The following is a 21,255-nucleotide window of genomic DNA, read 5'->3' on the forward strand; positions in this document are numbered from 1 at the left end:
ATAGGTACTCCCGTATACCATTTGCATTTTGGTATCAAAAAAATAGCGAGGCGACGCCTTGCTATTTTTTTATGTATCTTCTGAGTAATAAGACTAACTACGTCTCCTGCCCATACCCCTGCACTTCCACCTTGACTGATTGATCAACAATCGGACAATCTATGGTGAATGTGGTGTTCACGCTGACGAAATATGATTGTGACCCAAGGCCTGTGGTTGACGGTACCCAGGGCATGCTATTTCTAGTGATGGCACAATTAATTTCCATGCCGGTACCCCATTCAACGAGTACGTCTTTCCCACTACTTGGCACCCTGCGTGGGTCTGCCTTGATGAAGGGTTCTGTATTCACATCAACTACTTTACTATCGAGGAGTCCTGGATACGGTGCGCAGGTGAGTGAGTACGTGGTGTCACTTGTGAGGGATGAGGATAGTTCTGAGCCTGATGTCCCACCCCATGTATCTACACCACCAGTGACTTTTTGTTGGTGTACATCCACCTGTGGGTGTAATAGACCAATCGATAGTTGATTTTGTGTCGTATGCAATTGGAGAAGTGACCGTGAGGTTACCGGTTGGCTTTGGATGTACGGTGAAGCTTTTCTCCATGCAGTTGTTGGGTATTCCCGGAGGATCATCAGGTTCAACAATATCTCTGTTTGAATCGACACAATACTGAATATACAAGGTACCAGACCCACTCAGGTCTAGCGTAGCGATGTCTTGACCAATTTCGTTTACGTCAAAACCTGCAGGGTGATCGGTATATGGAGTGATATCGATCCATGTACCAGTGACATTCCAGCGGTATGAGAAGTTGTTTTTAAAGGCATTGGGAGTAGGGATGACTCCTATATTTGTCATAGTCCCGTCTAAGACAACGATTTGTCCATCAAAGAATACGTTTCCTACTGAGGGGACGGTGGCGGTAAAGCCGATGGGTTTGAGGTCAGCATCATTTTGGATACAAGCGTAACCACTTCCTGTTACACCGTAAGGAGTACCATTTGTTGCTACTCCTGCAAAACTTATCCACCCAACGACGGTAGACCCCCACGCATAGCCACTCCATGCACACCCTGTTGCAGTAACACCGTAATCAGGACCTGTGCCTGATAAACTAATCCACCCATCCCAACCTCCTGAATTAGCAGTTCCTCCCGCAAGCGCTTTAGCCCAACCTGTTACCACGCCAGTTGTACTATTAAAAAATGGTGCACAGGTACCTGCACCTGAAGGACACCCCGACGTTTCATTGAAACTTATCCATCCTATATATTCACTCCATGCATATCCTGAAAGCGCACCATTGCTTGCAGCAGTAACCCCATATGGTGACGTTCCGCATGATCCTGTATCAGTACAATTAAATGAAATCCATCCCATGGTTTCACTCCATGCATATCCTGAAAGATAATCAGATGCACTTGATTCAGCATTCGGTACACGCATGCTGAATAAAGTTCCCACCACAATACCTATCAGCACGAGTGCATACGCGAGTAGATGCTTTGACTGTACTAAATTGCTATTCATGTAAATAATTGTTGTAGTTTTACTTAGTAATGTACATTAGTGTGTGAGCACGGGAACAAGTGGCAAAAATTAAAAGAGTTCTATAAAATAATTATAGTAATGCCAATATATATATTGTACATCTTTGTTTGAATAGAAAACAAGAAAACGGTGGGTATAAAAAACCGCACGCCGTAGGCGTGCGGTTTTTCTGTATTTGTTTGCTTCTAATACTGTCTCATCGAAACCTGTGAATCAATACGACGTACAAGGTCGATAACCACCGACACTGCAATAAGGAGTGCCGTACCACCGATTGCGAGTGTTGTAACTCCCGTGAGAATCTGCATCGCCATAGGAAGTACGGCCACAAACCCAAGAAAGAGTGCTCCTGCAAGAGTGAGCCTCGTAATCAATTTTCCGAGATATTCTGCGGTATGTACTCCGGGGCGAATACCCGGAATAAACGCACCATTGCGCTGCAAATTCTTTGACATCGCATCAGGGTCAAAGGTGACCGCAGTGTAGAAGAAGGTGAAGAGAATCACAAAGACAAAGTACACCACGGCGTAGAGTTCCTGATTGTTAAAGAATGCAGTCACTTTCTCAAGCAACAAAGCCACATGCGGGACATTGAATGATGAAAGAATATTCAAGACCATCTGGGGAAAGAGAATGATAGAGAGTGCAAAGATGATGGGAATCACCCCAGCCTGATTAAGGCGGAGTGGAAGATAACTGGTAGTACCCCCATAGGTCTTGCCGCCACGCACTTGCTTGGCATATGTAATCGGTACCTGCCTCTCGGCCTGCGTCATTACCACCACCCCATAGATAATACCGAGTGCAGCGATTACAAATCCAACAAAAAGCGGAATTTGTGATGCGTCAAAATTGTACATGAGTTGACCGATTGTCGCAGGAAGCGAAGCGACAATACCCGCAAAGATAATGATAGACACACCGTTCCCAATACCATACTCGGTCACCAATTCTCCAAGCCATAAAAGAAGCAAAGAACCAGCGACGACAATGAGAATGTTGATCATAAACTCAAACGTGGTAAGTCCTGAGATAACGCCCTGTGATTTCAAAAGCGAGAGGAATCCAAACGCCTGTAAAATAGCAAGAGGGAGTGTGAGTTGGCGAGAATACTGTGTGAACTTTGCGCGACCGGTCTCCCCTTCCTCTGAATACATTGCTTTAAGAGATGGTGACATCACGGTGAGGAGTTGCATGATAATGGATGCCGTAATAAACGGCCCGACACCAAGCATCACAATCGAGAGATTGGAAAGCCCCCCTCCTGAAAAGACATTCATGAGTCCAAGGAATTGGTTATTCTGGAAGAACTGTTGTAGGACTGTGGGGTCAACACCCGGAATTGGTACTGCAGTGAGAATGCGAAAGACCACGAGTGCAAAGAGTACGAAGAGAACACGATCGCGAATCGCTTTTTCTCCGACAATGATTTTTAATTTTTGAAGAAAGATATCCATCCTAGTGGTATGAAGCTAGTAAACAAGATTGGTCAATCAACTATAGAACATAGTGGTATTTTATCATAATCAGGTTATGCGTCATTTTTTCTTTGTTTGGAAGAAAAAATGACGGGTCAGAAATATAATCAGTGCATTTCTTAATTTCTAGACCACTCCTGAGTGGTGCTGGATTATAGTATCGATCCACCTACTGCTTCGATTTTAGTCTTTGCAGATGCTGAATATACACAGCCTGAAAGAGTAACTTTCTTGCTGATATCCCCATTTCCAAGGATCTTTACCTGAGGTGCCTTTCCGCGTCGAAGACTAATGAGTCCCTTCGCAATAAGTGTCTGTGGTGATACGGTATCGCCAGCTTCGAATGCGGTGTTGAGTGCCGCGAGATTGATGACAACAGGAAGTACACGCTCATTGTTCACCGTGCGTGCTCGATTCTTACCGAACCCGCGCAGTTTTGGAAGTCGCTTTACGACATCGCGCATTTCTGGTCGTGGACGGCTACCTGCTCGGGCAGTCTGTCCCTTTCCTCCCTTTCCGGAAGTCTTTCCACGCTTACCACCGCGACCAATACGCTTTGCCGTTTTACGAACTGTCTTTGGTTGAAGTTGATGTAGTTGCATGCTTAGTTTTTATTATTAGAGGTTGCTACGCTTTAAGTTTCTTAAGCGCTGCAATTGCTGAACGGGCATTATTAAGTTTGTTCTTGCTTCGTGAAAAGATTTTTGCGGTAACATCTTTTACGCCACCGAGTTCAAGGACCGTACGTACAGAACTTCCTGCAACGAGTCCCCTGCCTGGCGCAGGCATAATCATAACCTCACTTGAAGACAACTTTGCCTGCACATCGTGAGGGATGTGCTGATACTTGTTGAGTGGAATTTCAATAATATTTTTACGAGCACTGCGGACCGCCTTTTCAATAGCAAGTTGTGTGTCCCCTGCCTTGCCAATACCCACACCAACCTTTCCTTTCTTGTTTCCAATGACGATTGCCACCGAGAAACTGAAGCGACGACCTCCGGCCATCACACGAGTTACACGGCGAATACTGATGATTTTCTGGTCAAACTCAGAACGAACACGGTCGTCCCTACGTGTCGTGCGACGTGCGCGGCGTGGATTACGGCGATCATCTCCACCTCCTGATCCTCCTGTGCTTCCTGCACCACCACGACGTGCACCCCCTCCGCGCTGACCGCGATAAGATGATGTAGCGCCAGCGGGTGCATCGGTGGTAGCGGGTGCACTTGGTGCATCTCCGGCTACCGGTGCTGGAACAACAGTTCCAGTTGTAGCTTCCTGCTGTGTAACTTCATTCATGAATGTATATAATTAATTTTACAATTAGAACTGTAGTCCTCCTTCGCGTGCTCCTTCTGCAAGTTCTACCACTGCGCCCTGATACTGGAATCCACCGCGATCAAAGACTACGCGCTCTACTCCCTTCTTCTTTCCAGCCTCAGCCACGAGAGTACCGAGAGAGCGCGCGCGAAGAAGGGCTGTGGCCCCCGTAGCCTTTCGTGTATCAAGTCCGACAAGTGTTACTCCACTTTCATCATCGATGAGTTGTGCATAGATAAAACGATTACTGCGAAAGACGGCAAGACGTGGGCATGTTGCAGTACCGCTGACCTTTGCACGAATACGTGCATGTCGGCGAATGCGCTTTGCTACTTTTTGTGATGTGATACTCATAGTACGATTCTAAGCGTGCGATTATGCAACACCCTTCTTACCCTGCTTTCTGATAATGAATTCACCTCGGTAACGAATACCCTTACCCTTGTATGGCTCTGGCTTCTTTACCTTATGAATATCGGCAGCAAACTGTCCGACTACTTCTTTATCAATACCGGTAACAGTAATAACACCTTTCTCAGTAGTGATGTGGACTCCTTCTGGTGCAATGAGTTCTACGGGGTGTGAGAAACCGACATTCAACTTAATCTTGTTGCCTTGTGCTTCACCCTTGTAGCCCACTCCTTCAATTTCTAGAATCTTCGTGAAACCTTCGGTAACGCCTTTAATCATGTTGTGAATGTGTGCTGCGTAGGTACCCCAAAGTGCCTGAGTCTTCTTGTTTTCTTTGGTTTTGGTTACCGTTGCAACACTTCCCTCTACGGTAACAGCAATATCACCCGCAACAATGCGTGAAAGTTCACCTTTCGGTCCTTTGACCTTAATCAAACCCTCAGCAACCGTAATTTCTACGTTTGCGGGAATCTGAATTGGTTGTTTTCCTAATCTGCTCATAATGTGTGTAGATTACCAAATGATGAATAGTTCCTCGCCACCTACATTCTTCTCCTTTGCTTCTTCACCGGTAAGAATGCCTGCGGGAGTTGAGAGAATACGCTTTCCCTTGCCAAACTTGACGGGGAAAATCTCTGCAACACCGAGATAAAGACGTCGACCTGGCTTTGAAACACGCTTTACGCCACGAATTTCGTGGGTACCCGCCTCGTCATACTTGAGGGTAATATCAAGCGTCTTCTTAACCTTTTTGCCATATTTTTCTGCTTTTGTGATAAAACCCGATTCAACGAGTTTGTCCGCAATTGCATGCTTCAACTTTGAGTACGGAATACTAATGGATACTTTTCGAACCATTCCAGCGTTCTTGAGCTGAATGATGAAATCTCCTACAGGGTCGTTTACCATGATGATTTCTTAATACCTGGTATATGTCCTTCATGCGCAGCTTCGCGGAAACAGATTCGACACATATCGAAATCTCGCATGTACCCACGCTTTCGACCGCATTTGAAGCATCGGCGTACTACTTGGCTCTTGTACTTTGGCGTGCGGAGTGCACGCAATTTGACTGATTTTCTTGCCATTACGATTATGGGTTGGTTAATAACTTTTGGTAAACCAAAAGAAGCGTTATTTTGATTGGCGAAAAGTGGTCTCACCGAGAAGTGGTGACCGTTCTCTCCTTACGCAGTACTCAAAAAGACTCGCTTTCCGTTGCACTCAGTCGAGTGTACAATCGGCGCGTCTGTGTTTCCCTATGGGCTTAACACGAGAGTGTGCGAATATCGCTACGTGGGAGACTATACCAAAAATAGCCCTAGGAGTCAACATAAAATAAAACTCCCTCCAGTATGCAAAGCATACTGGAGGAGTTTTGATTTTGTGTGTCTATTTTCTGCGTTTTGAATCTTTCTTTACTTTCTTTTCTTCAGCAGTTCCCTTTGCTTTGAGGGGGAGTCCGATGTAGCGGAGGAGTGCCTCTGCTTCTTTCTTTGTCTTTGCAGTGGTAACGATAGTGATTGCAAATCCAAATACATCCTTGATTTCCTCGTCAGCAGTTTCTGGGAAAATGGTGTGTTCCTTGATGCCGATAGTGTAATTACCCATTTCATCAATTGCTCCCACCTTGAGTCCGCGGAAGTCGCGTGTCTGAGGAATAGAAAGGTGAATCAACTTATGGAGAAAATCATGCATACGCGGACCACGAAGTGTAGCCTGGTAGCCAATAATCTCACCCTCACGAAGCTTAAATGATGCAATGGACTGTTTAGCAGGACGGGGCATTAATTTTTGCCCTGTGATACGTGCAAGACGATCCTGAATAAGTACCAATTTTTGTTTGTCTTGAATCTTTCCGGTACCGGTTGAAATCACCACCTTTGAAACACGTGGTGCTTGCATTACATTCGTATACCCACACTCCTCTTTGAGGGCTGCATAGGTTCCTTGTAATGTTTCTTTCATTGTTTTCATACGACCAAATATTATTCGTTACCTCGTACTAAATCTTTGTACCAGTCGGACGTGCGACACGTACTTTTTTTGCTGCATCACCCTCGCCCTCGGTGATGTATCCAACGCGTACTGGCTTGCCTGTCTTGGCATCTTTAAATGCAACATTCGATACAGGAATCGGCATTGGTTTCTCAATGATTTGTCCCAGTGTGCCGCGGCGCTTTGCCTTTTGGTGGCGTTTCGAGATATTTACTCCCTCTATAAGCACCTTCATTTGACGCGGAAAACTAATCATCACTTTCCCTTCCTTTCCCTTATCCTTTCCTGCGGTTACCAAAACGGTATCTCCTTTTTTTATTTTCATATAGATAACATTAGATATCGTTTATACCACCTCAGGTGCGAGTGAGACAATCTTCTGGTAACCTGCTTCACCTAATTCGCGTGGAATAGGGCCAAACACACGGTTTGCCTTTGGTTCCTTCTTTTCCTTGTCGACCAAGACAACTGCATTGTCGTCAAAACTGACATACGAACCATCTTTGCGCCTGAATGGCTTTACCTGGCGAACCACTACTCCGTACACAATATCCTTCTTCTTCACAGGCTTTCGTGGTTCTGCTGTTTGTACGGAAAGCACCACGAGTTCGCCGAGTTCTGCGGTGCGCTTCTTTGAGCCGCCGAGTACCTTAAATACACGACCAATCTTTCCTCCTGAGTTGTCAGTAATTTTGACAATTGATTGTGGTTGAATCATACGTAAATATTTAGCGCGATTAACCCTTTACGAGCTCAAAGTGCTTTCGCTTTGAGAGTGGACGTGTCTCGCGGATTTCGACTAAATCCCCTTCCTTTGCAGTATTACCCTTATCATCAACGAGGTACTTTTTGGTACGACGCATGAACTTCTTGTATTTTGGGTGCATAACGTAACGCTCAACAGCGACCGTGATGGTGTCCGTCATTTTTATGGAAACCACAGTCCCACGGAGAACGCGTCCTCCGGCGAGTGTTGTTTCTGTTGTTGTTTCTGTTGCCATATTATTTATAGAGGACTAGTTATGCTTTTGCCCGAGTGCGAAGTTCAGTGAGTGCTTGTGCAATTTCGTGTCGGATTGCCCGAATTGAACGAGTATTGCGCATGCCACTTCCAGTCACTCCAAATCGGAGTTTACGGAGTTCCTCTCGCTTTTCGTTGATAAATTGTACAAGGTCTCCGTCAGTCTTCTTTTGTAATTCAGTCATAGTCATACGATTACACAGTAGTTTCTTCACGGGTAACGACCTTTGCCTTGAGCGGAAGTTTTGCGGCTGCCTTTCTGAGTGCCTCACGCGCTACGACCTCGCTTACACCGTCAATCTCAAAGAGAATACGACCTGGGCGTACATCAAACATGTAATGATCCAAATCTCCCTTTCCCTTACCCATTGGTACTTCTGCTGCCTTTTTGGTAACTGGCTTGTCAGGGAAAATACGAATCCAAATCTTTCCCGTCTTTCCGAGTGTACGTGAAATCACGCGTCGCGCAGCTTCAATTTGGTTGCTCTTTACACGAGACTGTGTCTGAGCCTTGAGTCCGAATGCACCAAAGGCTACCGTGATACCACGTGTCTCTGGAGCGTTGAGGCGATCAGGATGCTTGCGCCCTGTCTGCCACTTTCGGTGTTTTACTTTTTTAGGAAATAACATACGCGAATTGATTATGCTTGATTACGTGTTCGACGCTCTCTCTGAGCAGTGCTTCTCTCGTCAGTATTTGCGGTTCGGTCTGCAAAAATATCTCCGCGGTAAATCCATACCTTTACACCGATAGCGCCGTATGGAAGGGTTGCGGTCTCGCGTGAAAAGTCGATGTCAGCGCGCAAGGTCTGGAGTGGAATACGGCCGCGCTTGATTTCTTCTTTACGTGCCATTTCAGCACCGCCAAGACGTCCTGAGGTGATAATACGCACACCTTTTACATCGCGGTTCGCCATCACCTTTTCTGCAGTCATCTTCATAACACGGCGGAATGGCATACGCTTTTCGAGACCTTCTACTACCATTTGACCCACGATTGACGCACTTGTCTCAGGAGAGCGAATTTCCTCGATATCAATCTTTATGTCTGGTTTCTCAGTGAGTTTGAGTGTGCGGAGAAGCATGTCTACTTCTTTACGAAGTTTTGTTGCTCCTTCTCCACTACGGCCAATGATAAGGCCAGGGCGTGAAGTACTGATGATAACGCGAAAGACCTTTTCGTTGCGCTCAATCTCAACATTAGCGATGTGCATACCGCGCAACTTCTTTGCGAGATACTTACGCACTGCACCGTCGGTACGAATGTACTCACGGTACTTCTTTGGATCAGCAGCAAACCATCGTGACTTCCAGTCACGGATGACTCCGAGGCGCTGTACGTATGGGTGTGCGACGTGTGTCATGGTAGTGATTACAATTAAAATTAAGAACGATTACTTGGTGCTCAGTTCAACCTTAATATGGCTGTTGCGCTTGTTGATGCGTGCGGCAGTACCACGAGCACGTGGCATAAAACGCTTCAACACCGTACCCTTATCAACCGCGATTGACTTCACAATCAAGCGTGATACATCCGCTCCTTGAGACTTTGCGTTTGCCTCAGCAGACTTGATGAGTTTGGTAAAAGGAAGTGCAGCACGCTTATTGACGAAGGTAAGCATATCGAGTGCCTTCTTGACATCTTTGCCACGTACGAGGTCTGCAATGAGACGTACTTTACGTGGTGATTGACGATAGTTTTTGAGTATTGCTTTCATATGAGAGACTATTTCTTAGCGGGGGCTACTTTTGCGGCCTTTGCTGCTGCTACCTCTGCGTCCTTTCGCTTCGTCTCGAGTTCCTTTTGCATCTTTCCTCCGTGACGGATGAATTTCTTTGTTGGTGAAAATTCGCCAAGACGATGCCCTACCATCTCTTCAACAATAAGTACCTCAACATGGGTCTTGCCGTTATGGACACCAAACGTGAATCCCAACATTTCTGGAGTGATTACAGACGCACGGTCCCACACTTTAATAACACCAGTATCAACTGCCTTCTTACCCTGAACTTTCTTCAGGATTTTTTCATTTACATATGGTCCTTTATATAGTGATCGTGACATAACTCAAAAAGCGCGTGAACGCATAATAAGGTTGCTCTTACCAATAAAATGGCCTAATATAGCCACTTTGGTGAGAACCTCGTGTAACAACAGGTAACGGCCAGTGCTAAACGAAGTACCCACAAATGTGTATGTTGCATCACCCACCAGGGTGCATACACATGGGAGTTCTGAACGAGGGCTATAGTACGCGAAAGCCTGTTGAATGTCAAATGTATGTACGTATTATGAACGACATCGTAAGTCGCTCATAATCTCTCAAAACTAATGCGCTGTTTATAATAGTTGTTTAGTATAGATTTATGAACACAAAACCCCGCGCCGGAGGTGCGGGGTTTTGTTGATTTCTCTGAAAATATTACTTTCCAGAGTTTGCCATGAGTTTACCTGGCTTTCGGCGGGTAACAATGAAAGTGTTTGAGTACTTTCGTGGCTTGCGGGTCTTTTGGCCCTTGCCTGTTGGACGTCCTTGCTTGGTGCGGGCGTGCTTGTGTCCACGAGGAGCACGTCCTTCACCTCCTCCGTATGGATGGTCAACAGCGTTTCGAGCTGATCCACGAGTCTTTGGACGAAGTCCAAGTTTTCGTGCGCGACCAGCCTTTCCGAGAGTAATCAAACGATATTCTTCGTTCGATACCGCTCCGATAGTTGCCCATGCAGTAGAGATGATGCGTCGTACCTCCGATGAAGGAAGTTTGACGAGTGTGTAGCCTGCATCCTGTGCAACTACTTCTGCGTAGGTTCCTGCTCCACGCGCAATACGTGATCCTGCTCCTGGCTTCAACTCGACGTTAAAGACAAAGGTACCGACAGGAATGCTCCCGAGAGGAAGACGGTTACCCATCTTTGGCTTTGCGGTTTCAGAGACAACGAATTCGTCGCCCTTCTTCCAGCCCTTTGGTGCGAGCACATAGCGTCGTTCTCCATCCTTGAAGAGTACGAGTGCGATAAATCCTGAACGGAATGGATCGTACTCAATAGTCTCGACAATTGCAGGAATATCCTTCTTGTTGTAGACAAAGTCTACATCACGATAGGTGCGCTTGTTTCCCCCTCCACGATAGTGGTTGGTGGTGCGTCCACTACTGTTACGACCTCCTGTAGAGCGTGCGCCCATGGTGAGTCGCTTGAGTGGCTCGCTCTTTGAAGTGGTGAGTACGTCACCGTACGAAACTACCGTCATTCCGCGGCGACCTGCCGATGTTGGTTTATATTTTTTCATAGGTCAGCATTAGACGAGCTCGATACGGTCACCTTTTTTGAGGTAGACGTACGCTTTTTGTAATCCGTGTTGCATCATGTCTCGACCGCGTGCGCGCGACATGAAGTGGCGTGGCCTCTGATGCACAATGTTAATCCGAACAGGAGTGACATTGTAGAGAGCCTTGATCGCATCACGTACTTCGAATTTATTGGCGCCGTTCTGGATTTCAAATGTATATACATTTGATTCTCCGAGAATCGCAGCCTTTTCGGTAATACGTGGCTTAATGATGACTGATGCGATATGACGCTGTACCACAGGTCCTGTAGACACCTTTGGTGTTACAGTCGTTTCTGGCTGTGTGGTTGCGTCTGCATCTTTCTTTCCAAACAATCCCATATTACGAGTTTGTGGCTGTAGCCTTACGTGCCGTCTTGGTTGCAACGCGGGCTTCAAGAGCCTTAAGTGCTTCCTCAGGTTTTGCGACTACAACATACTTATAGGTGAGTAATTCTACTGGGTTGACGTCTTTGATGTTCATCACCTCGACGTTCCCGAAGTTACGGAAACTGAGTTCAGCCTGCGTATCACGTGCGGTAAGTACCACAAGTGCTGCGTTCGCCTTCTTTGTTCCAATATCCTTCATGTGTGCAACAGTGCCAAGCGCCGTGAGGAACTTGCGTGCCTCTCCAGTCTTTGGCTCTGCAAAAGTAAGTGCATCAACGAAGACAAGTCCCCCTTGTGCATGCTTTTGTGAAAGTACGCAGGCGAGTGCCTTTGCGCGTGCATTCTTGTTGATTTTGCGTGTGAAGTCACGCTCGTTGCGTGGTCCGTGTGCTACACCTCCACCAGTCCAGATTGGAGAACGTGAAGATCCATGTCGTGCGCGGCCAGTACCCTTTTGCTTCCACGGCTTTCTACCTCCTCCACGCACTTCAGCGCGGTTTTTGGTATGCGCAGTATTTGAACGGGCATTACCTTGCATCGAGACCACGACTTCGTGTACGAGGTCAGCATTCCATGCGACACCAAACACCTTTTCAGGGAGTGCAATATGTGAGACCTCTTTTCCTTCTTGCGAATATACATTCGCTTCTAGTTTTGTAGTACTCATATGCTTATACACTACGTACTTCTACTAACGTGCCTCGTCGACCTGGAATAGCACCCTTGATAAGGATGATATTCTCTTCCTTATTGACTGCCATAACTTTTAAATTCTTTACCGTAATACGGTCACTTCCCATACGGCCCGCCATACGAACGCCCTTGAAGACGCGCTGTGGACCTGTTGAACCGATTGAGCCCGGTGCACGAAGGATATCCTTCGTACCGTGACTTGCTGCTCCTCCACGGAAACCGTGGCGCTTTACCACTCCTTGGAACCCTTTTCCTTTTGAAATGGCTGACACGACAACAACATCACCTTCTTTGAAGATTGATGCATCAAGCATCGCATCCTTTGCAAAACCTTCTACAGATTCTGCATAGCCGATACGTGGACGGAACTCCACCACGTGCTGGTATGCGCCACCCATATGCCCGGTTTGTGCTTTGTTGACGCGATGCGCCTTCTGAGCACCCGAAGCAATCTGTATGGCTTCATATCCATCCTTCTCCTTGCCTTTCACCTGAGTCACCTTTGCAGGTGTCACACGGAGAATGGTTACCGGATGCGCGATTCCCTGTGCATCAAACACCTGGGTCATCTGCTCCTTGGTTCCCAAAATAAATTTCATTTATTTTAAAAACTAACTGATAAATGCTTTTTGACCGAGGTAATTGAAAAACCGCGATTTCCTAGTCGCAAGCACAAGCTCGCAGACTAAAAAATCGCGGTTTTGCGCCCATTGGTCTCCCGGTGAAATACGAGCTTTGCTCGTCACACGGCTTTGCCGTGTATTTCACTGGGGTACGTAGGTCTTAAAAAGCTAGGAGGAGTATACAGGAATACTCGAAAGATGCAATGATGCAGTCCCCCAAGTTCAATAATTAATTGCAACACCTGATTAGGACATCAGATGTCCTAATTATCGGAAAAGAAGAATTTTAATATTTTCACTTACTTCCTCAATAACTTCCGTAGAAACTTTTTGTATGAAACGAACTTTTCGACTTTTCCAATCCAAATTGCGCATTTGGTCGGAAAGCACTACACCGTCAACTTTCTCTTCGCTGAGCGGAACTTCATACGAATACCCCTTTATGCGTGAAGTTATGGCACAAGCAACCATAAGATTTGTCCTTTCATTATATTTTATTGGAGAAAGAACGAGCACTGGTCTAAGATTCGCCTGTTCGTGTCCTCTCGTGGGACTCAAGTCAATCCACACAACATCACCTTTGTCGGGGACATATTTCTCTTTTACCATATTTCGTTACCCACTGGCTTACCCCAATCCACCTCTTCGTGAAGATTTTCTTTTGTTATACCTTTAAGCATATCGTCAAGAGTACGACGCTCCCTCTTCACAACTTCAATGGAAATCCCTGTTTTTGTTTCTGTTACCAAAACACGACTCCCTGCTTTTAAAGATTTGCTCATAGCAATACTCTTTGGCAGACGAACTCCGAGACTATTCCCCCATTTTTGAATATTAGTTTCCATATGTTGAAAGTATATACTATGTATATACTTTTGCAATACTCGTTGTTCCCCAACGCCACGAGGCGCACTGCAACAAGATCGTGAAGGTGAATCTATTACGTACCCCAGACACGTGACTTTCTTTGCCTAACAAATACAAAACCCCGCGGCCAAGGGCCGCGGGGTTTTGTAACAAACTGGTGACAACAATAACACTCCTACATCATCTTCACATCAATGCTCACGCCTGATGGAAGAGAGAGGTTGGTGAGCGCTTCGATTACCTTAGCGCCCGGATTCATAATATCGATGACACGCTTGTGCATTCGCATCTCAAACTGTTCTCGCGCATCCTTATGAACGAATGTCGAGCGGTTTACCGTATACTTCTTGATTTCAGTAGGCAATGGAATTGGACCGATTACCTTTGCGTCGAAACGCAATGCGGTGTCAATAATTTGCTTTACCGATGTATCGAGAATCTTATGCTCGTACGCACGAACACGAATCCGTAGCTTTTGGATTTCTCCGCCAGCAGTTGCTTTTTTCACCTTTTTGGGTTCAGCAGTTGTTTTTGTTGTCATGGTTCAGTTGTAATTAAGAGCGTTATTACGCAACAATCTTCGTAACGATGCCGGCACCGACGGTGCGACCTCCTTCACGAATAGCAAAGTTCTGTTGTTCCTCAAGTGCTACTGGCGCTACAAGTTTTACCTTGAACTTCGCAGTATCTCCTGGCATAACCATCTCAACGCCTTCGGCAAGTGTTACCTCTCCGGTAACGTCTGTAGTACGAACATAGAACTGTGGCTTGTAACCTGTGAAGAATGGTGTGTGACGACCTCCCTCATCCTTTGAAAGTACGAATACTTCTGCTTCAAAGTCTGTGTGTGGCGTTACTGAATTCTTCGCAGCAAGTACCTGTCCGCGGTGTACATCCTCCTTCTTCACACCACGGATAAGAATACCTGCGTTGTCTCCTGCCTGTGCTTGATCGAGTTGCTTGTTAAACATTTCAACTCCGGTAACGGTTGTCGCTGCAGTATCCTTGATACCGACAATCTGAACTTCCTCACCTACCTTTACCTTTCCTCGCTCTACACGACCGGTAACTACCGTACCACGTCCTTCAATAGAGAAGATGTCCTCAATAGGCATAAGGAATGGCTTGTCGAGATCACGAATAGGGAGTGGGAAGTATGAGTCCATTGCGTTCACAAGTTCGAGTACTTTTTCTCCCCAAGGTCCCTTTGGATCCTCAAGTGCCTTAAGTCCTGATCCCTTGATAACAGGAGCGTTTGCGCCGTCGTATCCGTTCTTTGTGAGAAGTTCACGAAGTTCTTCCTCAACGAGCATAATCATTTCCTCATCATCCACCATATCGCACTTGTTCAAGAATACGATGATGTTTGGTACACCCACCTGCTTTGCAAGAAGAACGTGCTCACGTGTTTGTGGCATCGCTCCGTCTGTTGCAGCAACCACGAGAACAGCACCGTCCATCTGTGCGGCACCGGTAATCATGTTCTTAATGTAGTCGGCGTGTCCTGGCGCATCGATGTGTGCGTAGTGACGACTTGGAGTTTGGTACTCTGAGTGAGAAAGAGAAATAGTAATTCCTCGAGCTTTTTCTTCAGGAGCCTTGTCGATATCATCGACACCCTTAACTGATGCACTGTATCCCTCACCTTTCAGGTTGAGTACAGTAAGAATCGCAGCGGTAAGCGTGGTCTTTCCATGGTCAACGTGACCAATAGTACCTACGTTTACGTGCGGCTTTGAACGATCAAATTCTGCTGCCATAGTATTAGTAACTAACTATTAGATAATAATTCCGCACGTGCGACTCCCTTCGTATAAAACGAATGAAGACTTGCAAGTACTCAGAGGAAAGGGCGCGAGAACGCCACCTTACCTCTAGGTGCACACAAGTTGCATGTCAAAAAGAGCAAAAACTCCCTCAACCCATAACCCCAAAGGGTATAGGCGCGGTGTCGCAATAGTACAAGAATGAATCTATTTTTGCAAGCGGAAGTCTGACCTCACCATGTTCGACACGTCAAGACTCTTTTGTTCGCGAGAAAGAGGAATAATAATCTCAACTGAACACTCCTGCGTAGTATATTGACATAGAATACCCTGCATTGTATCGTGTGCCCGTTCCCCAGATAGATAGGGGTGTTCTTTCAACAACGAGGAGAATTGAAATGAAGAGCCTAAAGTCCACATGCCTTTCGGGTCCATTTTATGGTACCTACAATGGGAAATTGGATTATCCCCTATCCGTAGAGGTAAATCTTTGTGATCCCAGTTCGACGGTTGCGTTCCTCAAGAAACGTATGCAGGATAGCCAATTTGTTCATCTCACCCTAAGGACACCGCAATACGAGTCGCGGCAAGACTTGTTTCTAAACGGTTATTTCCTTGCTGATTTGATATTGTTCGCAGAGGTTAACATGGCGCGAATTAGTGCACACTTTCTCCCGGCATTAGAAATCAAAGATTTGGGGTGGATAATTACGACGCAGGATAATGACAGTGGTACGTGTCCCGGACTGATTGATTTAGTCATCGGTCACAAAGAGATTATGGAAAAATACCTTCGTACAGGGAATGACTCACTCATTTCCCCCCGCGTCTTGGAGATTTACTCAGATGCAGCAGTTCGAAGATCTTTGAGGTCTAAATATTATGATGGGGAGGATTAGCCTTCGTGGCTCTATCCGGCAACAATGTTGCCGGATATTTTATATTGGTCTAAAACAGAAATCTATCTGCTATACTGCGCGCATGCAACAACTTCTAGAAATAGCCCGAAATGCGGCCCACGAGGCAAGTGAGGCAGTAATCGCCATGCGCGAGGGGGTCACTCATGAAATAAAAGGGGATGGCTCTCCCGTGACCGCGGCTGATACGCGCGCGCACGACATCATCATGGAACATCTTACTCCCACGGATATTATGATTCTTTCTGAGGAATCTAACGGTGTTCCTATGCCCTATCCTGAATATCTCTGGGTCATCGACCCTATCGATGGCACCAAGGATTATATGAAAGGAAGCACTGACTTCTGCGTTATGATTGCGCTTCTTCAGAATGGCAAACCACTACTCGGCGTTGTGGATGCACCCGCACTCAATACTGTTTTCTCGGTGACTTTTATTTCACCCAAGGAGGGCTTGGTGAATGGGATGTCTGCGCACCTGAAATTATCTTTCGTGAAGCAGGAGGTGTCGTGAGCGACTGTCTTGGAAACGACATTGCATACGGTAATCCAGAACACCGAATTCCTCATGGCGTACTCTTTGCGCAAAAAAATTGTTATGACGAGGTGCTCAGTGCAGTGAAAATGACAGCATAGTATGCAACAAAAACATGCATACTCCTAAAAATATGCTATTGTACCTACAGAGAAAGCCCTAGATTCCTAGTGCTACGGACAAGGAGTTTGACATGAGTACACAACAAAACGTGCCCGCTCTCAATCGGTCACTATGGTCTCTGTGTGGATTATTGTTTTTTGGCAGTGTAACGTATCATCTGTTTTTGAAATACATTGGCCCAGGGCTGAATGAAATCATAACCATCGACCCTAAAACAGTCACCCTATCCCACCTCGGATTGATATTTGCACCTATCATCGGATATCTTTTGATAACGGGGAATATCTGTTTAGCAATCAATGTCGTCAAGCCACTCAAGGTGTGGGACGACATGGGTCTCGTCTGGCACCTCACCATGGGCTTTGCAATGGGTCTCGGTGCATGCCTTATCTGTGGTCTTGTATTTGGCGTCCTTGGGGGTGCTGTCGAAGAACTTGTCTATGGTCTTGTTGGGGGTCTGCTCGGGAGTTCCCTTGCAGGCCTCGGTTTAGGTCTTGTTGGAAGTCTTTTCGGGGGTATCTTCAAGGAACTGACACCATAATCGCCTCATAGATGCAAGGAAAATCTCCTTGCATACGTGAGGCGATTTTCTATTTAAAAATATCAAGTTGAAATGTTTAAAAATCTACCAGTTTAAATATTTACACATACCACTTCTTATAGTATTGTCTCACTGTTCCCGTTATTTGAAACGGGTGTTTTTTGAGGAGTAGACCATGTCAGCAGACAAAGTTAAGGTTGTATCATCCCCTGTCATTCCTATCGGTGGGATGCGGGGGCGAGGGATTGTGGTTACCATGACGAGATCTCGTTCAAATCGTTTTGCACTCATCAAAGAGGAGTTTGGAAACGGAGACCATATAGCACTAGCCACGGAAGGTGGCGTCAAATGGGCAGACCACCCAGATGTGTGCGGGGTTGATCTTCTCCTTCAATTCATGAATATGAAGCGCGCGAATCCTGGATTCATGAATGGAGCATTCTGGAAAATCTTCCCTGAATATGACAACATCCCACTTTCAGAATTTGGCCTCCAACCCTGCTCGAACGATGCAATTTCTGGAACACGCGACGACATTCATGCCCACATTGTCTTAGCGCGCAAAGAGGTCTGGGATAGCGGAGCAATTCCTCGCTTCGTTGACCCGATTGACCCAGTACCTTTAGCAGAACGAAAACCGCGGGAAAAATAATTATTTTCCGTAATACCCAAAAAGGTGCGCACCCGCGCACCTTTTTTATATCTTTTCAAACACACACATCACTGCACCAACGTGAATCGTGTATGCCTCTCTCCCGAGCCTACCGGCCACTCCATAGTATCGTTCCACTCACGCACCGGCCGAGTAAAAAGATCGGCATCAGGATTTTCATACAACGGCTTATAAACCACCATCCACTCATCATCATTTGAGTGGAGAGCTCTCTCTACGACCTCGTATGAATCACCTTTGTAGTGTCGATATACCTCTCCGATTTTTGGTGCATTTTCGGGAATATTTCCTTTCATAGTGTCGTACATAGTAGCATATAAAACCGCGCGCCTTTTGGGCGCGCGGTTTTATATTTCCTTTTATCTTACGCTTCCTCTACATCTTTGAGGGTCAAGTTGCTAAGTAAAATATTTATTTCATAAATATTTATACTAAGCACTTCCTCCCCAGCCTCGCGGTTTTGCCTCCTTTGTAGTCGGCAAAACATCGCTACGGCTCGTAAAGGATTCCGAAGAGGCCTATGCCTCTTCGTCTATATCCTTTACGCCACGCATTTTCTTAATCTCCATGGCGACGTTTGGTGGGACTACGTCGTAGTGGTCAAATTCCATGGTCATAGATGCGCGGCCTTCGGTCATAGAACGAAGGGTCGTGGTGTATCCAAACATTTCGGAGAGCGGTACCTTTGCGTGTACCACCTTTGCCATACCACGGTCATCCATTCCTTCCACCAGTCCACGCTTTGAACTAATGTTTCCGTTCACATCTCCCATGAATTTTTCAGGAGTGGTTACCTCAACCTTCATGATAGGTTCGAGAAGTACGGCACCTGCGCTCTTTGCAGCCTCTTTGAAGGCGTGAATTGCAGCGAGTTTAAAGGCAATTTCTGAAGAGTCCACTTCGTGGTAACTACCATCGTAGAGTTCGACAGAAATATCTTCCATCTTGTATCCTGCCACGAATCCACGACCCATAGCCTCCTTACATCCCTTCATTACTGCAGGAATGTACTCTCCAGGAATCACACCTCCCTTAATGCTGTTTACAAATTCGAAGTGGTCTTCACGCGTAACATTCTTTGCGAGTGACTTTCCTTCAGCGAGTTGAAGTGGTTCCATTGGCTTAATGCGAATCTTCACATGGCCATATTGCCCCTTACCTCCTGACTGCTTAATGTATTTATACTCTGCCTCAGCTGGTCGCTGAATGGTTTCGCGGTACGCCACCTGTGGCTTGCCTACGTTTGCCTCTACACCGAATTCACGCTTCATGCGGTCAACGATAATTTCGAGATGGAGTTCTCCCATACCCGCAATAATAGTTTCGAAAGTTTCTTCATCAGTAGACACTTTGAAAGTTGGGTCTTCGTCTGAAAGCTTCTTCATTGCCATACCCATCTTCTCTTGGTCGTTCTTGGTTTTTGGTTCGATACGCATTGCTACCACTGGCTCGGGGAACGTAATAGTTTCGAGAATGATAGGCTTATCTTCTGCACAGAGTGTATGTGAAGTCTTCACATCCTTAATTCCCACACCAGCAGCAATTTCACCCGCAAACACTTCCTCAATTTCTGTTCGCTTGTCTGCCTGCAGGCGCACGATGCGTCCGAGTCGTTCCTTTTCACCTGTTGATGCGTTGTAAAGGTAACTTCCTGCCTTGATTGTACCTGAGTACACACGGAAGAAGGTAAGCTGTCCCACAAATGGGTCAGTTTGGAGTTTAAATGCAAGTGCGCAAAAAGGTTCTTCATCTGATGCACTACGAAACTCCTCGGCATCAGTATCTGGATTCGTCCCCTTTACTGGTGGCAGATCTACTGGTGACGGGAGGTAGTCCACTACAGCGTCGAGAACTCGTTGCACACCAATGTTCTTGAGTGCAGAACCCGTCATCACAGGGAAGATTGCGTTTGCAATCACTGCCTTTCTCAGTGTCTTCTGGAGTTCCTCGTATGAAGGAATCATCCCTTCGAGGTATGCACTCATTTGCTCATCATCGTGTTCGACGATGCGCTCAACAAGTTCTGCATGATATTTCTCTGCGGTCTCTTTGAGTTCCGCAGGTATCTCATGTTCAACCACCTTCATTCCCATCTCTCCTTCAAAGGTATACGCCTTCATCTTCAGAAGGTCGATAGTACCTGCGAGGTTTTCTTCTGAGCCCCAAGGGATTTGATAGCGAACTGCCTTTGGTGAAAGGCGGTTAAGAATAGATGCGTACGACCGCTCGAAATCTGCTCCTGTGCGATCCATCTTGTTGATGAAACAAATTCGGGGAACTCCGGCCTCATCGGCATACCGCCAGTTCGTCTCTGACTGTGGCTCTACTCCCGCAACACCATCAAACACCACAATCGCACCGTCGAGTACACGCATTGAGCGCTTTACCTCTGCGGTAAAGTCGATGTGTCCAGGAGTATCGATGATGTTAAAGGTGTACTTGAGTTCAGGATCGATACGGTCTGCGATAAGTGACGGTGTCCAGTTACAAGAAATCGCCGCTGCAGTAATGGTAATACCGCGTTCACGCTCTTGTTCCATCCAGTCGGTCACTGTTGCACCATCGTGCACCTCACCGATTTTGTGGCTCATACCAGTGTAGAAAAGCACACGCTCTGAAGTCGTGGTCTTTCCGGCATCAACGTGCGCAACAATACCGAAGTTACGAAGTTTATGTAATGGGAATGCTCGTGCCATATAAATAATCTAAAATACTAAATAATAAAACCAAAATGAAAAATAAATTTTGATTGGTTTCCCCTTCCTGAGGGCGAATAAATCGCCTGAGAAAAGAAAAGCCCACGGGGGCCTATTGGCGCCTACTATACGATATATGACACACGAGAGCAATAGGATGATTTCAAAAAAATGATTTTATATTCAAACACGTGAATATCAATTTCATCAGCATTTTGCTTTTCACTAAAAGTATGTCATAATAATGTTCGGTAGCACATCATCAACTTTTAATGAAGGAGATTGCCATGAGGCGCTTTTTTGTTTTTCTCGCTC

32 protein-coding genes are annotated in these 21,255 nt (G+C 46.1%); 4 read left to right on the plus strand and 28 right to left on the minus strand.

Annotation, left to right across the window (positions count from 1 at the left end; genetic code table 11):
* Positions 1-97: 97 nt before the first annotated feature.
* The 26 genes from IPH92_03530 to tuf form a co-directional block, all read right to left on the minus strand.
* Positions 98-502 (minus strand): hypothetical protein, encoded by a 405-nt coding sequence (locus IPH92_03530; GenBank protein QQR64607.1) that lies wholly within the window; start codon positions 500-502, stop codon positions 98-100.
* Positions 414-1,538: a hypothetical protein gene (locus tag IPH92_03535; GenBank protein ID QQR64608.1), complete on the minus strand. Its 1,125-nt coding sequence runs from the start codon at positions 1,536-1,538 to the stop codon at positions 414-416. The genes IPH92_03530 and IPH92_03535 overlap by 89 nt, the downstream gene beginning before the upstream one ends.
* A gap of 206 nt (positions 1,539-1,744) precedes the next feature.
* Positions 1,745-3,016 carry a preprotein translocase subunit SecY gene (secY, locus tag IPH92_03540; GenBank protein QQR64609.1) on the minus strand — a complete coding sequence of 424 codons (1,272 nt, stop codon included), beginning with the start codon at positions 3,014-3,016 and terminating at the stop codon, positions 1,745-1,747.
* A gap of 173 nt (positions 3,017-3,189) precedes the next feature.
* Positions 3,190-3,639 (minus strand): uL15 family ribosomal protein, encoded by a 450-nt coding sequence (locus IPH92_03545; protein ID QQR64610.1) that lies wholly within the window; start codon positions 3,637-3,639, stop codon positions 3,190-3,192.
* 25 nt (positions 3,640-3,664) lie between these two features.
* Positions 3,665-4,075 (minus strand): 30S ribosomal protein S5, encoded by a 411-nt coding sequence (locus IPH92_03550; protein ID QQR65454.1) that lies wholly within the window; start codon positions 4,073-4,075, stop codon positions 3,665-3,667.
* A 288-nt stretch (positions 4,076-4,363) separates the two neighbouring features.
* Entirely contained in the window at positions 4,364-4,714 is a 351-nt protein-coding gene (locus IPH92_03555; protein QQR64611.1) for a 50S ribosomal protein L18, read from the minus strand.
* 21 nt (positions 4,715-4,735) lie between these two features.
* Positions 4,736-5,272 carry a 50S ribosomal protein L6 gene (gene rplF, locus IPH92_03560; protein ID QQR64612.1) on the minus strand — a complete coding sequence of 179 codons (537 nt, stop codon included), beginning with the start codon at positions 5,270-5,272 and terminating at the stop codon, positions 4,736-4,738.
* A gap of 12 nt (positions 5,273-5,284) precedes the next feature.
* Entirely contained in the window at positions 5,285-5,686 is a 402-nt protein-coding gene (rpsH, locus tag IPH92_03565; GenBank protein ID QQR65455.1) for a 30S ribosomal protein S8, read from the minus strand.
* Positions 5,674-5,859, minus strand: a complete 186-nt coding sequence (locus IPH92_03570) for a type Z 30S ribosomal protein S14 (GenBank protein ID QQR64613.1) — start codon at positions 5,857-5,859, stop codon at positions 5,674-5,676. Before IPH92_03570 ends, rpsH begins: the two co-directional genes overlap by 13 nt.
* 304 nt (positions 5,860-6,163) lie before the next feature.
* Complete coding sequence (gene rplE, locus IPH92_03575; GenBank protein ID QQR64614.1) at positions 6,164-6,748, minus strand: 50S ribosomal protein L5; 585 nt, start codon at positions 6,746-6,748, stop codon at positions 6,164-6,166.
* A 28-nt stretch (positions 6,749-6,776) separates the two neighbouring features.
* The gene (gene rplX, locus IPH92_03580) at positions 6,777-7,094 is read right to left on the minus strand and encodes a 50S ribosomal protein L24 (protein QQR64615.1); all 318 of its coding nucleotides are present in this window, start codon (positions 7,092-7,094) and stop codon (positions 6,777-6,779) included.
* Positions 7,095-7,115: 21 nt separating this feature from the next.
* Complete coding sequence (gene rplN / locus IPH92_03585; protein ID QQR64616.1) at positions 7,116-7,487, minus strand: 50S ribosomal protein L14; 372 nt, start codon at positions 7,485-7,487, stop codon at positions 7,116-7,118.
* A gap of 19 nt (positions 7,488-7,506) precedes the next feature.
* Positions 7,507-7,770, minus strand: a complete 264-nt coding sequence (rpsQ, locus tag IPH92_03590; protein ID QQR64617.1) for a 30S ribosomal protein S17 — start codon at positions 7,768-7,770, stop codon at positions 7,507-7,509.
* A 19-nt stretch (positions 7,771-7,789) separates the two neighbouring features.
* Positions 7,790-7,975 (minus strand): 50S ribosomal protein L29, encoded by a 186-nt coding sequence (gene rpmC, locus IPH92_03595; protein ID QQR64618.1) that lies wholly within the window; start codon positions 7,973-7,975, stop codon positions 7,790-7,792.
* A 10-nt stretch (positions 7,976-7,985) separates the two neighbouring features.
* The gene (gene rplP, locus IPH92_03600; GenBank protein QQR64619.1) at positions 7,986-8,420 is read right to left on the minus strand and encodes a 50S ribosomal protein L16; all 435 of its coding nucleotides are present in this window, start codon (positions 8,418-8,420) and stop codon (positions 7,986-7,988) included.
* Positions 8,421-8,431: 11 nt separating this feature from the next.
* Positions 8,432-9,154: a 30S ribosomal protein S3 gene (gene rpsC, locus IPH92_03605; GenBank protein QQR64620.1), complete on the minus strand. Its 723-nt coding sequence runs from the start codon at positions 9,152-9,154 to the stop codon at positions 8,432-8,434.
* Positions 9,155-9,184: 30 nt separating this feature from the next.
* Positions 9,185-9,508, minus strand: a complete 324-nt coding sequence (gene rplV, locus IPH92_03610) for a 50S ribosomal protein L22 (protein ID QQR64621.1) — start codon at positions 9,506-9,508, stop codon at positions 9,185-9,187.
* Positions 9,509-9,516: 8 nt separating this feature from the next.
* Entirely contained in the window at positions 9,517-9,855 is a 339-nt protein-coding gene (rpsS, locus tag IPH92_03615) for a 30S ribosomal protein S19 (protein ID QQR64622.1), read from the minus strand.
* Positions 9,856-10,213: 358 nt separating this feature from the next.
* Complete coding sequence (rplB, locus tag IPH92_03620) at positions 10,214-11,077, minus strand: 50S ribosomal protein L2 (GenBank protein QQR64623.1); 864 nt, start codon at positions 11,075-11,077, stop codon at positions 10,214-10,216.
* Positions 11,078-11,086: 9 nt separating this feature from the next.
* Positions 11,087-11,458, minus strand: coding sequence for a 50S ribosomal protein L23 (locus IPH92_03625; protein QQR64624.1), 372 nt, complete (start codon positions 11,456-11,458; stop codon positions 11,087-11,089).
* A 1-nt stretch (position 11,459) separates the two neighbouring features.
* Complete coding sequence (rplD, locus tag IPH92_03630) at positions 11,460-12,173, minus strand: 50S ribosomal protein L4 (GenBank protein ID QQR64625.1); 714 nt, start codon at positions 12,171-12,173, stop codon at positions 11,460-11,462.
* 4 nt (positions 12,174-12,177) lie between these two features.
* Positions 12,178-12,798 carry a 50S ribosomal protein L3 gene (gene rplC, locus IPH92_03635; protein ID QQR64626.1) on the minus strand — a complete coding sequence of 207 codons (621 nt, stop codon included), beginning with the start codon at positions 12,796-12,798 and terminating at the stop codon, positions 12,178-12,180.
* Positions 12,799-13,089: 291 nt separating this feature from the next.
* Positions 13,090-13,431, minus strand: a complete 342-nt coding sequence (gene mazF, locus IPH92_03640) for an endoribonuclease MazF (GenBank protein ID QQR64627.1) — start codon at positions 13,429-13,431, stop codon at positions 13,090-13,092.
* Entirely contained in the window at positions 13,425-13,667 is a 243-nt protein-coding gene (locus IPH92_03645) for an AbrB/MazE/SpoVT family DNA-binding domain-containing protein (protein ID QQR64628.1), read from the minus strand. Before IPH92_03645 ends, mazF begins: the two co-directional genes overlap by 7 nt.
* Positions 13,668-13,864: 197 nt before the next feature.
* Positions 13,865-14,230, minus strand: a complete 366-nt coding sequence (gene rpsJ / locus IPH92_03650; protein QQR64629.1) for a 30S ribosomal protein S10 — start codon at positions 14,228-14,230, stop codon at positions 13,865-13,867.
* A 25-nt stretch (positions 14,231-14,255) separates the two neighbouring features.
* Positions 14,256-15,449 (minus strand): elongation factor Tu, encoded by a 1,194-nt coding sequence (gene tuf, locus IPH92_03655; protein QQR64630.1) that lies wholly within the window; start codon positions 15,447-15,449, stop codon positions 14,256-14,258.
* Between the two features lie 653 nt (positions 15,450-16,102).
* On the opposite strand from tuf, the gene IPH92_03660 reads away from it, so the two are divergent.
* The 4 genes from IPH92_03660 to IPH92_03675 all read left to right on the plus strand — a co-directional run bounded on the left by IPH92_03660 (position 16,103) and on the right by IPH92_03675 (position 18,223).
* Entirely contained in the window at positions 16,103-16,354 is a 252-nt protein-coding gene (locus tag IPH92_03660; GenBank protein QQR64631.1) for a hypothetical protein, read from the plus strand.
* Positions 16,355-16,436: 82 nt separating this feature from the next.
* Positions 16,437-16,886, plus strand: coding sequence for a hypothetical protein (locus tag IPH92_03665; GenBank protein QQR64632.1), 450 nt, complete (start codon positions 16,437-16,439; stop codon positions 16,884-16,886).
* A 307-nt stretch (positions 16,887-17,193) separates the two neighbouring features.
* Positions 17,194-17,571 (plus strand): hypothetical protein, encoded by a 378-nt coding sequence (locus IPH92_03670; GenBank protein QQR64633.1) that lies wholly within the window; start codon positions 17,194-17,196, stop codon positions 17,569-17,571.
* A gap of 175 nt (positions 17,572-17,746) precedes the next feature.
* Positions 17,747-18,223, plus strand: a complete 477-nt coding sequence (locus IPH92_03675; protein QQR64634.1) for a hypothetical protein — start codon at positions 17,747-17,749, stop codon at positions 18,221-18,223.
* 68 nt (positions 18,224-18,291) lie between these two features.
* Here IPH92_03675 and IPH92_03680 read toward each other — a convergent pair whose 3' ends face one another.
* The gene (locus tag IPH92_03680; protein ID QQR64635.1) at positions 18,292-18,540 is read right to left on the minus strand and encodes a DUF1653 domain-containing protein; all 249 of its coding nucleotides are present in this window, start codon (positions 18,538-18,540) and stop codon (positions 18,292-18,294) included.
* Between the two features lie 222 nt (positions 18,541-18,762).
* Positions 18,763-20,940: an elongation factor G gene (fusA, locus tag IPH92_03685; protein QQR64636.1), complete on the minus strand. Its 2,178-nt coding sequence runs from the start codon at positions 20,938-20,940 to the stop codon at positions 18,763-18,765.
* Between the last annotated feature and the right edge of the window lie 315 nt (positions 20,941-21,255).

Source organism: Candidatus Kaiserbacteria bacterium (assembly GCA_016699245.1).
In the GTDB taxonomy this organism is placed as follows: Bacteria; Patescibacteriota; Minisyncoccia; order Phycocordibacterales; family UBA918; genus Damh-18.

Excerpts from the sequence above, each read along its gene's own strand:
- IPH92_03660 (QQR64631.1), top strand. The coding sequence starts at position 16,103 with ATGGCGCGAATTAGTGCACACTTTCTCCCGGCATTAGAAATCAAAGAT.
- IPH92_03545 (QQR64610.1), bottom strand. The coding sequence starts at position 3,639 with ATGCAACTACATCAACTTCAACCAAAGACAGTTCGTAAAACGGCAAAG.
- rpsC (QQR64620.1), bottom strand. The coding sequence starts at position 9,154 with ATGACACACGTCGCACACCCATACGTACAGCGCCTCGGAGTCATCCGT.
- rplX (QQR64615.1), bottom strand. The coding sequence starts at position 7,094 with ATGAAAATAAAAAAAGGAGATACCGTTTTGGTAACCGCAGGAAAGGAT.
- IPH92_03625 (QQR64624.1), bottom strand. The coding sequence starts at position 11,458 with ATGGGATTGTTTGGAAAGAAAGATGCAGACGCAACCACACAGCCAGAA.
- secY (QQR64609.1), bottom strand. The coding sequence starts at position 3,016 with ATGGATATCTTTCTTCAAAAATTAAAAATCATTGTCGGAGAAAAAGCG.
- rpmC (QQR64618.1), bottom strand. The coding sequence starts at position 7,975 with ATGACTGAATTACAAAAGAAGACTGACGGAGACCTTGTACAATTTATC.
- IPH92_03680 (QQR64635.1), bottom strand. The coding sequence starts at position 18,540 with ATGAAAGGAAATATTCCCGAAAATGCACCAAAAATCGGAGAGGTATAT.
- rplC (QQR64626.1), bottom strand. The coding sequence starts at position 12,798 with ATGAAATTTATTTTGGGAACCAAGGAGCAGATGACCCAGGTGTTTGAT.
- IPH92_03555 (QQR64611.1), bottom strand. The coding sequence starts at position 4,714 with ATGAGTATCACATCACAAAAAGTAGCAAAGCGCATTCGCCGACATGCA.
- rpsQ (QQR64617.1), bottom strand. The coding sequence starts at position 7,770 with ATGGCAACAGAAACAACAACAGAAACAACACTCGCCGGAGGACGCGTT.
- IPH92_03675 (QQR64634.1), top strand. The coding sequence starts at position 17,747 with ATGTCAGCAGACAAAGTTAAGGTTGTATCATCCCCTGTCATTCCTATC.
- IPH92_03535 (QQR64608.1), bottom strand. The coding sequence starts at position 1,538 with ATGAATAGCAATTTAGTACAGTCAAAGCATCTACTCGCGTATGCACTC.
- IPH92_03665 (QQR64632.1), top strand. The coding sequence starts at position 16,437 with ATGCAACAACTTCTAGAAATAGCCCGAAATGCGGCCCACGAGGCAAGT.
- tuf (QQR64630.1), bottom strand. The coding sequence starts at position 15,449 with ATGGCAGCAGAATTTGATCGTTCAAAGCCGCACGTAAACGTAGGTACT.
- mazF (QQR64627.1), bottom strand. The coding sequence starts at position 13,431 with ATGGTAAAAGAGAAATATGTCCCCGACAAAGGTGATGTTGTGTGGATT.
- rpsJ (QQR64629.1), bottom strand. The coding sequence starts at position 14,230 with ATGACAACAAAAACAACTGCTGAACCCAAAAAGGTGAAAAAAGCAACT.
- IPH92_03645 (QQR64628.1), bottom strand. The coding sequence starts at position 13,667 with ATGGAAACTAATATTCAAAAATGGGGGAATAGTCTCGGAGTTCGTCTG.
- rplP (QQR64619.1), bottom strand. The coding sequence starts at position 8,420 with ATGTTATTTCCTAAAAAAGTAAAACACCGAAAGTGGCAGACAGGGCGC.
- rplD (QQR64625.1), bottom strand. The coding sequence starts at position 12,173 with ATGAGTACTACAAAACTAGAAGCGAATGTATATTCGCAAGAAGGAAAA.
- fusA (QQR64636.1), bottom strand. The coding sequence starts at position 20,940 with ATGGCACGAGCATTCCCATTACATAAACTTCGTAACTTCGGTATTGTT.
- rpsS (QQR64622.1), bottom strand. The coding sequence starts at position 9,855 with ATGTCACGATCACTATATAAAGGACCATATGTAAATGAAAAAATCCTG.
- rplN (QQR64616.1), bottom strand. The coding sequence starts at position 7,487 with ATGATTCAACCACAATCAATTGTCAAAATTACTGACAACTCAGGAGGA.
- IPH92_03570 (QQR64613.1), bottom strand. The coding sequence starts at position 5,859 with ATGGCAAGAAAATCAGTCAAATTGCGTGCACTCCGCACGCCAAAGTAC.
- rplE (QQR64614.1), bottom strand. The coding sequence starts at position 6,748 with ATGAAAACAATGAAAGAAACATTACAAGGAACCTATGCAGCCCTCAAA.
- rplB (QQR64623.1), bottom strand. The coding sequence starts at position 11,077 with ATGAAAAAATATAAACCAACATCGGCAGGTCGCCGCGGAATGACGGTA.
- rplF (QQR64612.1), bottom strand. The coding sequence starts at position 5,272 with ATGAGCAGATTAGGAAAACAACCAATTCAGATTCCCGCAAACGTAGAA.
- rplV (QQR64621.1), bottom strand. The coding sequence starts at position 9,508 with ATGAAAGCAATACTCAAAAACTATCGTCAATCACCACGTAAAGTACGT.